General features: G+C 28.7%; 8 protein-coding genes and 3 pseudogenes. 6 read left to right on the top strand and 5 right to left on the bottom strand.

The genetic code is table 11. From position 1 onward, the window contains the following. Positions 1-33: 33 nt before the first annotated feature. Positions 34-237, bottom strand: a pseudogene (locus CKV72_RS04505) (PLP-dependent transferase); the annotation flags it as partial. A gap of 273 nt (positions 238-510) precedes the next feature. Here CKV72_RS04505 and CKV72_RS04510 point away from each other — a divergent pair. Beyond that, a complete protein-coding gene (locus tag CKV72_RS04510) occupies positions 511-1,932 on the top strand; it encodes a methyl-accepting chemotaxis protein (protein WP_242955743.1) in 1,422 nt (473 codons plus the stop codon). Between the two features lie 112 nt (positions 1,933-2,044). Here CKV72_RS04510 and CKV72_RS04515 read toward each other — a convergent pair whose 3' ends face one another. Continuing rightward, complete coding sequence (locus CKV72_RS04515; protein ID WP_095177607.1) at positions 2,045-2,626, bottom strand: DUF1836 domain-containing protein; 582 nt, start codon at positions 2,624-2,626, stop codon at positions 2,045-2,047. A 257-nt stretch (positions 2,627-2,883) separates the two neighbouring features. Between CKV72_RS04515 and trhA the strand changes: the two genes are divergently transcribed. Then, positions 2,884-3,540 carry a PAQR family membrane homeostasis protein TrhA gene (gene trhA / locus CKV72_RS04520; protein WP_089867524.1) on the top strand — a complete coding sequence of 219 codons (657 nt, stop codon included), beginning with the start codon at positions 2,884-2,886 and terminating at the stop codon, positions 3,538-3,540. Between the two features lie 139 nt (positions 3,541-3,679). On the opposite strand, the gene CKV72_RS04525 is transcribed toward trhA, so the two are convergent. Together CKV72_RS04525 and cooS are read right to left on the bottom strand one after the other, a co-directional pair. After that, positions 3,680-4,288 (bottom strand): YjgB family protein, encoded by a 609-nt coding sequence (locus CKV72_RS04525; protein WP_089867528.1) that lies wholly within the window; start codon positions 4,286-4,288, stop codon positions 3,680-3,682. 355 nt (positions 4,289-4,643) lie between these two features. Further along, positions 4,644-6,788 (bottom strand): annotated as a pseudogene (cooS, locus tag CKV72_RS04530) (anaerobic carbon-monoxide dehydrogenase catalytic subunit). A 226-nt stretch (positions 6,789-7,014) separates the two neighbouring features. Between cooS and CKV72_RS04535 the strand changes: the two are divergent. The 4 genes and pseudogenes from CKV72_RS04535 to nifJ all read left to right on the top strand — a co-directional run. After that, positions 7,015-7,266 (top strand): annotated as a pseudogene (locus tag CKV72_RS04535) (DUF1294 domain-containing protein); the annotation flags it as partial. Positions 7,267-7,570: 304 nt separating this feature from the next. Next, positions 7,571-7,852: a hypothetical protein gene (locus tag CKV72_RS04540; protein ID WP_095177609.1), complete on the top strand. Its 282-nt coding sequence runs from the start codon at positions 7,571-7,573 to the stop codon at positions 7,850-7,852. Between the two features lie 50 nt (positions 7,853-7,902). Continuing rightward, complete coding sequence (locus CKV72_RS04545) at positions 7,903-8,847, top strand: transposase (RefSeq protein ID WP_095177610.1); 945 nt, start codon at positions 7,903-7,905, stop codon at positions 8,845-8,847. 303 nt (positions 8,848-9,150) lie between these two features. After that, complete coding sequence (gene nifJ, locus CKV72_RS04550; protein WP_095177611.1) at positions 9,151-12,678, top strand: pyruvate:ferredoxin (flavodoxin) oxidoreductase; 3,528 nt, start codon at positions 9,151-9,153, stop codon at positions 12,676-12,678. 164 nt (positions 12,679-12,842) lie between these two features. Here nifJ and CKV72_RS04555 read toward each other — a convergent pair whose 3' ends face one another. Further along, positions 12,843-13,010 (bottom strand): CDIF630_02480 family spore surface protein, encoded by a 168-nt coding sequence (locus CKV72_RS04555; RefSeq protein WP_089867610.1) that lies wholly within the window; start codon positions 13,008-13,010, stop codon positions 12,843-12,845. Positions 13,011-13,101 lie beyond the last annotated feature (91 nt).

The raw sequence follows: 13,101 nt of genomic DNA on the forward strand, positions 1-13,101 counted from the left end.
GTTTAAGATTATATCTGATAACAAGAATACTATTTCTTCATAAGCGTATACTGTGGGATTACTTATTCTAGAATACATATGTACTTCTTTAGTTAAATCAAATAGTTTTGCTACATGATCAGGATCTTCATATTTATAGGTGATACTTTGAAATATAGGGAGAACCCTTGCTTCTCCAGGTTTTGGATTATAACCTCCTTGTACACAAATTGTTCCTTTGCCCCAATTTTTATTCATAAAAATAGCCTGCTTTATACTTTGCTTATAGTTTGCTGGGTTTTATAGGGCCAGTCCCTCAACCGCTCTTGATAAGATGTTTTTCAATTATTTAAGTTACAATGTATTGCTACTTTAAAAATAAGGTAATTAAAAAATATTTTAAATATAGAATAATATCTTAAATTAAATAATAATTAATTTTCAACATGAAACATACAGATATAATGAAATATATGGTATAATAACATCGATTTGTAAAATAAAATGTAAAATATAAGGATGTGAATATACTTGAAAAAGTTTAATATTTTTAGAAAAAATGCATGTTCTGAAAACAAGCAATGTTATGAGGCAAATAATATTATTGAATATGTAGAAGAGAAAATGAAAGGCAATAAAACTCCAGAGCCAAAGGTTCAATATCCTATACATGTTAAATTATTAAATAATTATAAAAAACTTTTTTCTAATGAAGAAATTATGTCATCTTCAGCAAAAAATTTATTAGATATAAATGCATCTTTAAGTGATTTTGATGTAGAAATGTCTAGTATTTCCCATGAATTAATTGATTTTGCAGAAAAAATGTCACAACTTAGCGAATCAAATCTAGCAGTAGTAGAGGAAATTACAGCTAGTATGAATCAAGTTAATCATACTATAGAAGATACTTCTAAAACTTTAGAACATCTATCCATATCTTCTAAGGATTTAATAGAGGAAAATCATAAAAGTCTTACTGAAATTGAAGATATCAATAATTTAAAAGAAGAAGTAATGAATAATGCAAATATTATGAGCAGTCAAACAAATCTATTAGCTTTAAATGCATCCATTGAAGCTGCACGTGCAGGAGAACATGGTAAAGGATTTGCGGTAGTGGCTCAAGAGATTCGTAAATTAGCGGATGATACCAAAGGAAGTCTTCAAAATATGAGGAATTTTGTAAGTAACATCCAAAATACCTCTAGAGAAGGAAAAAAGAGTATGGATAATACAATATCTTCTACGGAAAAGATGAGTAAAAAAATTGATGCTATAACGTATACTACAAAAAGTAATGTGGACATGCTTGAGAACTCAGTTAAAAGTATATATGAAATTAATGAAGCTATGAGTGGCATAAATGTAGCTGCAACAGAAATCAATAAAGCTATGGATACATCTACTCAGGATGCAGAAAAATTAAGCCTTATGACCAATACTATTCATGATGATGCATTGAAAAGTGCAAATTATGCAAAGAAAATTTCTGACATAGATAATTTATTAACAGAGGTTTTAAAAGAAATGATAGATGGACTTAAAGGTACTAGCAATGCTATTAGTAATGAAGAATTTTTACAGTATATAGAAAAGGCAAAAAAAGCTCATAAAAATTGGCTAGAAAAGTTAAGAACTATTGTAAATGAAATGAGAATATATCCTCTACAAACTAACGGGAACAAATGTGCATTTGGTCATTTTTACAACTCTATACAAGCAACACACCCTTCAATTTTAGATGAATGGAAAAATATTGACGGTATCCATAAAAAATTTCATACTTTAGGTGATAAAGTATTAGAAGCGGTAAAGGAAGAAAACCAACATGAAGCTAAAGAGTATTATGATTATGCTGAAAAGATATCAAAAGAAATATTTAATAGTATGGATAAAATAATATCAGAGGTGAAAAAGCAAACTGAAAAAGGTGTACAATTATTTCAGTAAGGATTATAGGGGACGGTTAATGAATTGTTAGTGAATTAGTTAATAAATTATAACGAACTACAAAAAAGCTTAATGGGGTAAATTTGTTATCCCATTAAGCTTTTTTATTAAACTAACAACAATATTTATCAATAAGATTTTCTGCTAAACGCTTATACATGTTTGCATTGTATACAAGTGTAAGTATTATTATAACAAGTCTAGAATAATCCTCGTCACCATCTATATTGAATTTATCATCTAATATAAAATTTAATTTATCTTCTATAATTTTATAAAAGTTGTTTGTTTCTATATTTTGAATATGCAAGAAATGTTTGTAAAAATTTTCTAAGTCGATACTATCATTGTCTGTATTAAATTTTTCTACTAATTTATTTAATAAAAGTTTTATATCATTTATAGATAGAATTTGCTTTAAATTATATATTAGAATCATCATTATAATATGATCAGTTGAGTACTTTTTTTTATCTGCAGGCATAAGTAGTTTATCTTTTGTATAATTATTTATCATGGTTTTAGTTAAAATTTTATCATCCTTATTCCTTTTAGTTTTGCTAAGAGCATTTTCGAATAAGGTTATAACTTGATCCATGTATAAATATATTTTGGGGATATCTGATAATGGTATTGTTTCATTTAAATTTAAATCTTTTATAGTTTCTAATATTTCATTTTTATAATCTTTCATATTAAAACTCCTTTAAAATTATTTGAAAAAATTAAAAAAAACATTGGAAAATTATATTCTTATTCTAAATATTAAATCATATAAAGAAGTATTTCAAGATATTAGTTTTATTAAAAAGTATTTGCATTTATAAAATGATATTGTATAATATTAATATATCAATATATAGTTTTAAAAACTATATTATATCATATCAATATAAAATCGGTAAAATGGTAAAATAACTTTAAAGAATTTAAATTTTGGAGGAATCTATTATGAATGGAAAAAGAATTTTTAGAGAACCTATAAATGGGTTTACTCATCTATTTGGAGCATTGGTTTCATTAGTTGGATTAATACTGCTTATAGCAAAAGTCTTAAGCTCACCTTATGGTAATAATCTTCAGCTTACAGCAGCTATCACATTTGGCGTAAGTCTTATATTTTTGTATACAGCAAGTTCTGTATATCATTTAGTAAATTCCACAGAAAAAATAATAGCTTTTTTAAGAAGATTAGATCATTCTATGATATTTATTTTAATAGCTGGAACATATACTCCAGTATGTTTAATTGCACTTAGTGGACATTTAAGATGGATTATACTTATATCGGTATGGACTATGGCGATTTCAGGAGTGTTATTTAAAATGATATGGTTTAACTTGCCAAGGTGGGTTTCCACAGCTTTTTATATATTTATGGGATGGTTTGTAATATTTTTCATAAAACCTATAGCTTACTCTATAAGTAGTTTAGGTATATTATGGCTTATTTTAGGAGGCGTTTTTTATACCATAGGTGCAATTATTTATGCAGCTAAACCACGCAAATTAAAATTTAAACATTTTGGTTTTCATGAGATATTTCATATATTTATACTTTTAGGAAGCTTTAGTCACTATATTTGTATATTTAGATATGTATTATAGGGATTATTGATAGATTAGTTAGTATGTTATACTAAAATTTAATGGAGGTTAGAATTACTAACTTCCATTAAATTTTAGAAAACTGTATTGATTTATTTTATTTTTTATAAAGCTAATATGTTCAAAAATAACAGATAGATTACCATTGGCGCCCTGGGTTACTAGCCATTGAATTTATAGTACCTTTTGGATATAAAACTGAATAATGATGAAGTTTAGGATTGACTTCAGTTCCTTTTGAGAATACAAATAGAATTTTATAATTGTCATTTATTTTATATCCAATAATTCTTTCTTTATTTTCGGTCACTATATTGTAATCAGGCTTTCCATAAACTTTTTTTATATTTTCTAGATTCAAATTGTTAATTCTAGAATCAAAGGATCTCGCTTCAAATATTGCACCACCTTTGTTACATCCGAATACTACATTATGTTTATCAAAAGTATAATAAGTACCTTTGGCATTAGCTATATAATTACTTGAGTTAGCTTCTCCTAAAGAGTTTGTAACATCATCTATAATATTAATACCAGCTTTAAATTCACTGTTTATTATCCCGCCAGTTTCAGCTTTATTTTTAATTTCAGATATAAGCATTAAGTGAGATTTATCTTCTTTATTTGTATTATTTTCAATTGAAGTTGAATTATTATTTATATCCTTATTATTTTCTTTAATAGTACAAGAAGTAAAAGTAAATAATATTCCTATTGTTAGTATTAAGCTTGTTAATTTTTTTATCATGCTATCTTTGCTCCTTTTAATATTTTAATTGGAAGTTAAATGTAATAGTATATATTAATATTATAGCATTATTTGACAAGGAACTAGAATGAATAAAAACTTTTATTTTTAAATTTGGTATATAGCAAATCTAGTGAGTACAATATCTATGGAATATAAGACTATGATAAAGATACGGATATAAAGGAAAGGATTTAAAAAATCAAATATCATTCATAAATAATATTATACCTAAGATAGAAGAAGTAAGTAATGACATAGATTATATTAACTAAGAGAAAATTAGTAAAAGCCTGTAGTTTAATTTAGACTACAGGCTTTTATAGGGCATTGTATACTATTAACTATATTTATATTAAATGTTGCAATCTAGACCTAATTCTTTACGTTTTTTTTCTATATGATTTTTGTAAATTTCTATAGTTTTTTCTGCATCCATTTCAACTACCACTTTTCCAAGACCAAGAGATTCAGTGGTTTCGGTAAGAGTTTTAACAACCAAATCACTACCAGTAATAGATGGAACGGGAGCTATATGAACTAGCCAACCTAATGCTACAGCAGTACAAGCATCTGCTACTGCTTTTTGTTCTAGATATTCAGGAGCACCTATAACTAGTGGAAGTTTATTAGTATCTACATTCAATTCATCTGCAATTTCTTTAGCAGTTTGAGACATTTTACCTATATCTACACAGGCACCATAAGTAAGTACTGGAGGAATACCTAATTGTTTACAAACTGTTTTTAAACCTTCTCCAGCTTCATCTGCTGCATTAGGATGAGTAAGACCTGTGTACTCCATAACAGAAGAAGTGCAGCCACCAGATAAAACTAATATATTATTTTCTATTAATCCTTTAGTTATTTTAAATATATTACTTCCACCTTGGCCGTATCTTGCAGTAGTACATCCAACAATAGTTGCAATTCCTCTAATATTTCCATTAACTATCTGTTCTATTAAAGGTTTAAAGCTTCCACCTAAAGCGCCTTTAACAGATTCAGTACTAAATCCAACCATACATTCTGAAACATGAGGAGGAATATATATTTCTTTATTGGATTTTTTACGTTTTCTAAAAGCTTCTAAAGCCATATTTAATGCTTTTTCAGCTTGATCTTTCATTTTTTCTGGAACAAAGTCTAAAGTTTCAGTTCCTTGAAGTTTTATTACAGGATGGGTACTTAAAAGTTTTGTTCCAAATTTTTCAGCATATAAAGGTAAAGTTGGAACTGTACAGTTATAATCAAACATAAATAAATCTATTACCCCTGTAGCTAATAAATACTCCTCAGATAACCATTCTCCTTCTTGACCAGTATATGCAGTTTGATTATGAGTTCCACTATAATTTATTAATTGTTGTCCTTCACAGACGTGACCAAGAATTTGAATTCCATCAGCACCTGCTTCTTTAGCTTTTTGTTGCCATTCATCAGTAGAAGCTAAATCTATGGCTACATGAGCTAATAAAGGCATATGACCATTTGTTATAATATTTATTCTATTTTCCTTTAAAAGTCCCATATTTTGTTTTTTCATTTCTATTTCTTGTGTTCCCATAAGTATTTCTTGAATAATATTTAAAAGGAAAAGTCCTTGATATTCATTAGCAATACCTAAACGAACACTATTTAATAAAAATTCCACAGGATCAGATCTGAAGTTTGTCATACAACTAGTTTGAGAATAGGCAATTTCGCTATATCCTCCACCAGGAAATAGTCCAAGTTTTTTCCATAAGTCTTTACGTTTGCTAGGAGCAAAGGCTTCTACAGCTTTAGAAGGAATATGTTATTCACTGTGAATATCATTAATGACCCAATTAGCAAAATCTACAGCTAGTTCATTTATAGGTTTATTTGCATCTAATCCTGCCATATCAGCAAAGTTTTTTAGTTTTTCAGCATCTCGTATTTTAAGGCCACTTTCAGGATGCTTTCCTGCAGCTCTTAAGGTTCTGGCAGCTTGATGAGCGTGAAATATATTTGCAGAAGTACCTATAGTTACATGTCTATACATAAAGTTTCTAGCAACCATGGTATGAGCATCTACTCCACAGGTTCCCCTTGGTACATTAGGACTTATACGACAAGGTCCATTAGCACATAGTTGACAGGATAAACCTTCTATACAAAATTTACATTGAATTGGTTGTTGCTGACTAAAACGATCAAAAACATTTGTCATACCAGCTTTATTTACAATTTGATACATTTCTCTCATGGCAGGATCTATTATTACGTTTAAAGGATATCCATCTTTGGATTGATCCTTTTTATTTATATGTTGTCTCTGCCATTTATGTACTTCTTTCATAGATGCAGGGGATTTTTGAAAATTATTATAATTAACTTTTTTATCGTTAAATGCATTAGTATTAATATTAGGATCATTAAAATCTTCAGGTTTAAGTTTAGAACCAAAAGTTGTATTATCGCCACTCATTCTATTTGCACTTTTTTCATAAGAGTCTTTAATATTTTCGTTGGACATCATGAAAACCTCCCTAAATATTATATTAAATATAGTTAAAATTAGTTTTGCACTTATAAAATATTAATATACATATAAAATGGGACGGTTAATTATTAACTATCTTTTAGTTTTAAATTAAAGTTGAAATTATTTAATAAAAATTAGAGTAGATTTTGTTATATAATATAGAAAAGGACATGAAAGTTAACCGTACTTTTATGAATAAAAAAGAAAAGGAGTACTTATGATTAAATATTTTAAATGCTATTTTATATTAATAAATTTGTTAGGACTTTTGTTTATGTATATAGATAAAGAGAAAGCCAAGAGAAGCAAGTGGAGAATAAAGGAAAGTACTTTATTTTCAATAGCCATGTTAGGAGGAAGTATAGGAGCATATATAGGCATGAAAACATTCAGACATAAAACTAAACATGCTAAATTTAAGTATGGTATTCCTATTATAATACTTATTCAACTATTAATATTTCTGTATTGGGGAAATAATAGTGTTTTAGTATTCCATTATTTTATAAAAAGTAGTAGACTTCCATATTTAATGGATATAAAATAGTTCAAATATCAGATTTACATAATAAGGTTTTTCCTAAAAATAATACAAATTTGATAAAAAGTATTAAAGATGAAAAGCCTGATTCTATATTTATTCAGAGTTGGTAGTAGTAGAAGTAGAGGTAGAGGTAGAGGGGACGGTTAGTAGAGGGGACGGTTAACTAATATATGGTTTAAGAAAAAGTGGATATTTCATGAAAGATATTTTAATTTGGAGGTTTATTATTATGTATATAATTATTGGATTATTGTTAATTACAATGTTAATATTTATTAGCATTAGCAATAAAATTAATAAGTTAGAAAATAACTTAAGACATATAAATTTCAAGTTAGATAAAATCATTAAAAAAGAAGAAGTAGATGAATTTAAAATAGATAATGATAAAATATTATCACTTATTGAAGAAGGTAAAAGATTCGATGCATCTAATAAACTAATGGAGACTATGGGATTTTCAGTGAAAGAGTCTCAAGAATATATTGATATATTAATAAATAAAAATTGAATAGAAACCTCATTTCATGTTAATAATTCAAATACAAAATATGAAATGAGGTGTTTTTATTGCCAAGAACAAGAAGACAAAAATCAGAAGATGCTATATATCATGTAATGATAAGAAGTATAACGGAGGTATCCCTATTTGAGAAACATGAAGATAAAATTAGATATTTAAATAAAATGAGAGAATATCAAAAACAATATGGTTTTAAAGTTTATGCATATTGCTTAATGACAAATCATGGACATTTTATAATAGATTCTAATGGTGCAGATATATCAAAAATAATGCATGGACTAAATTTTAGTTATGCAATAAATTTTAATAAAATTAATAAAAGAAGGGGACCTTTATTTCAAGACAGATTCAAAAGTAAAATAGTGGATACACAAAGATATCTTATTACATTGTCTGCCTACATTCATAACAATGTGTTAGACATAACAGGATATGAAAAATGCCCAGAAAAGTATAAATACTCAAGTTTGAAAGTATACTTAGGTCTTGAAAAAGATTCTACAGGTCTTTTAGATGAAGCGTTTATAATGCAGTATTTTAGTAATAATGTAAAAGAAGCCAGAGAAAACTATGCTAAATTAGTTTACATATGTGATGATGAAAAAATAAAAAATGAACTAGAATTTCAAGATGAGGAAACGGAATACAGGAGTGATAGAACGATAATAGTAAGAGACTTTGAGCCTGATGAAATACTAAAATTTATTGAAAAAGAAACAGGAATAGACAAAATAATGTGTCATGTAAAAAACAATAAAAATTCAAAAATTGTAAAAGCGCTAGCTTCGCTGCTAATGAGAAGTCTTTGCAATTATAGATGCAAGGATATATGTAAAGTCTTAGGAAACATTGCTCAATCAACAGTATCAAGACTTTGTTCTATTGGAGTTGAACTTATATCCACAGAAGACAAATATAAAAACATAATAAATAAGTTTATTTCGGAACATAGAGATTCCAAAGCGCTAGCTTGTACATAATATTTTCACAATTTAACTAAACTTGAGTTAAAAACTTAAAAATAATTTATACATATCTAAGCCTTTTATTTTAGTCTTAATAGAGGGTTTTTATTCGAATGCCTATAATTAATAAAAATAAGTGGACAAGTATAATCAATATACTGAAAGTAAAAAATAGATATGAAATTAATATTTATATAAATAAATTATTTTAATTTAATGAGCTAAATAAAGATTAACCGTCCCCGAATAAAAAAATGAAAATATCCCAATAATACTGTAAGAAGAATAAAAATTAGCTTAATTTTAAGGAGGTACGAAATGGGAAAAATAATGAAAACTATGGATGGAAATGCAGCTGCAGCGTATGCCTCGTATGCCCTTACAGAAGTAGCAGCTATATTTCCAATTACACCTTCAACACCAATGGCAGAAGGAGTAGATGAATGGTCTGCTCACGGAAAGAAAAATATATTTGGCCAACAGGTAAAAGTGGTAGAAATGCAATCAGAAGCAGGAGCTGCTGGAGCAGTACATGGTTCACTAGCAGCAGGAGCATTGACTACTACATACACCGCATCACAAGGATTACTTTTAATGATTCCCAATATGTATAAAATGGCAGGAGAATTATTACCAGGAGTATTTCATGTGAGTGCTCGTGCGTTAGCAACTCATGCTTTATCAATATTTGGTGATCACCAAGATGTTATGGCTTGTAGGCAAACGGGCTTTGCCCTTTTAGCATCATCTAACGTTCAAGAAGCAATGGATTTAGGCTTTATAGCACATTTATCAGCCATTAAATCTAGAATACCTTTTTTACACTTCTTTGATGGTTTTAGAACTTCTCATGAATATCAAAAAATAGAAGTTATAGATTATAAGGACATAGCAAAAATTGTAGATAACAAAGCTATAGATGAATTTAGAAATAGATCCCTAAATCCTGAAAGACCAATTCTTAGGGGAACTGCAGAAAATCCAGATATATATTTTCAAGGAAGAGAAGTATCTAATAGATTTTATAATGAAGTACCAGATATAGTAGAAAATTATATGGATGAAATAAAAAAAATAACAGGAAGAGAATATCATCCATTTGATTATTATGGATCCTTAGATGCTAAAAATATTATAGTTGCAATGGGATCAGTATGTGATACTGTTGAAGAAACAATCGATTATCTCATGGATAAAGGGGAAAAGGTTGGAATAATAAAAGTTCATTTATACAGACCTTTTTCAGAAAAATATTTTATGAATGTACTTCCTAAAACTGTAGAAAAAATAGCTGTATTAGATAGAACCAAAGAACCAGGTGCACCATCAGAGCCATTATATCTTGATATAACAAAATTATTCTATAATAAAGAAAATAAACCACTAATAGTTGGAGGAAGATATGGATTAGGTTCTAAAGACACAACTCCATCAGATATAATAGCTGTATTTAGAAATTTAGATAAGGAAAATCCAAAAGATAACTTTACAATATCCATAAAGGATGATGTAACAAACACATCACTTAACTCAGAAGAATTTGTAGATACAACACCTGAAGGCACTATAAGCTGTAAGTTTTGGGGGCTTGGATCTGATGGAACTGTAGGAGCAAACAAAAGTGCAGTAAAAATAATAGGAGATAACACTGATTTATATGCACAAGCTTATTTTTCTTATGACAGTAAAAAATCTGGAGGAACTACGGTATCACACTTAAGATTTGGTAAAAAACCTATAAAATCTCCTTATTTAGTATATAATGCAGATTATATTGCTTGTCACAACAAGTCTTTTTTATACAACTATGATTTATTAAAGGGATTAAAAAAGGGAGGAAATTTTGTATTAAACTGTCCTTGGAATGAAAAGGAGTTAGAAGATAAACTTCCAGCATCCATAAAAAAATATATAGCTGAGAATAATATAAACTTTTATACAATAGATGCAATAGATATAGCAAGAAATATAGGATTAGGTGGAAGAATAAACATGATAATGCAGGCAGCTTTCTTTAAAATTGCCAATGTAATTCCTATAGAAGATGCTACTAAATACTTAAAGGATTCCATAAACAAAACCTATGGTAAAAAAGGTGAAAAAATAGTTCAAATGAACCATACAGCTGTAGATGAAGGAGTACAAAAATTAGTTAAAATAAATGTACCACAGAGTTGGAAAAATGCAGAAGAAAAAGCTAAAAATGAATTAACCGTCCCTGATTTTGTAAGAGACATTCAAATACCTATGGCAAGGCAAGAAGGGGATGATTTACCAGTAAGTTCTTTCTTGGGAAAAGAAGATGGATCATTTCCATTAGGAACTACTTCCTATGAAAAAAGAGGCATTGCTGTAATGGTACCTCAATGGCAAATAGATAAATGTATTCAGTGTAACCAATGTTCTTATGTATGTCCTCATGCTACAGTAAGACCTTTCTTACTTACAGAAGAAGAAAAAAATAGGGCTCCTAAAACTTTTGAAACTAAAAAAGCTATAGGAAAAGGATTTGAAAACTATGGATATAGAATTCAAATAAGTCCTCTAGATTGCACAGGATGTGGTAACTGTGCTGATATATGTCCTGCACCAGGAAAGGCACTTATAATGCAACCTGCAGAACAGGAAATAGAAAATCAAGCAGATAATTGGGAATTTGCAGTAACGCTATACAAAGAGGAAAAACCTACAGTTATGGATCAATATACAGTAAAAGGTAGTCAATTTAAAAGACCTTTATTGGAGTTTAATGGAGCATGTCCAGGTTGTGGTGAAACAGCATATGTAAGACTTATAACTCAGCTTTATGGGGATAGAATGATGATTGCTAATGCTACAGGATGTTCCTCAATTTGGGGAGGATCAGCGCCATCTATTCCTTATACCACAAATAGCAAGGGGCAAGGGCCTGCTTGGGGCAACTCTTTATTTGAGGATAATGCAGAGTATGGATATGGGATGTACTTAGGAGATAAACAAATAAGAGAAAGAATTGCAGGTCTTATGGCAGAGTTGATACAAGAAGATATTCCACAGGATATGAAAGATATTTTCTCCGAATGGTTAAAATCTAAAGAAGATGGTGAAAAATCTAGAGAAATCTCAGACAAAGTATTACAAATATTGAATAGTCATGGATATGAAAATAATCCAAAGTTGAAAGAAATAATGGATAAAAAAGACTATTTAGTTAAAAAATCGGTATGGATAATAGGTGGAGATGGATGGGCTTATGACATAGGATATGGAGGATTAGATCACGTATTGGCATCGGGAGAAGATGTAAATATCTTAGTATTAGATACTGAAGTCTATTCAAATACAGGAGGACAGATGTCAAAATCAACTCCAACGGCAGCAGTGGCAAAATTTGCAGCAGCAGGAAAGAGAATAAGAAAGAAAGATTTAGGACTTATGGCTATGAGTTATGGCTATGTTTATGTAGCTCAAATTGCTTTAGGAGCAAATATGAATCAAACTATAAAAGCAATAAGAGAAGCAGAAGAGTATAAAGGACCTGCTTTAATAATTGCCTATGCGCCATGTATAAACCATGGAATAAAATCTGGTATGGGAAGCAGTGTAGCAGAAGAGAAAAAAGCGGTTGCTTCGGGATATTGGCATTTGTATAGATATAATCCATTATTAAAAGAAAAGGGAGAAAAAGCTTTTTCATTGGATTCAAAAGAACCTACAGATTCATTTATGGATTTTATAAAGGGAGAAATAAGATACACGTCCCTTGCAAATGTATTTCCAGAAGCAGCAGAAAAGTTATTTGAAGAATCAGCAAAACATGCAAAAGAAAGATATGAAGTTTATAAAAAAATAGATCAGAACTTTTAAAATAAAGGGGCTGTAGTATTAAGAAATTTATATACAATATAGTGTTAATATATTGTAGTATTTATTCCTAATGCTACAGCCCTTTCTTTATTTATATATTTATAGAACAAGAAAAAGCACCCAAAATTTGGGTGCTTAAATTGAGGAGAAGTTAGACCTTATAATTATTTTTGGTTAGAATCTACCCATTCTTTAGCATTAAAAATTTCTATTTCGCTAGGAACGGAAACTTGAGATACAGGTTTTAAATACTCTATATTTGCCCAAGCTGCTGTGTCATGGTTTTCTATTGGAGTTTTCTTATTTTGTGCCTTTACTTTTATTGTACGCATAATAAAAGCCTCCTTGTATAGATATATAAATTTAAGGTCTAAAATTATTATTCTACTAAAGTAAAAACTTATACTATTTTTTTAGAAAATA

Origin of the sequence: Clostridium cochlearium (assembly GCF_900187165.1) — a bacterium.
Taxonomy (GTDB): domain Bacteria; phylum Bacillota; class Clostridia; order Clostridiales; family Clostridiaceae; genus Clostridium_G; species Clostridium_G cochlearium.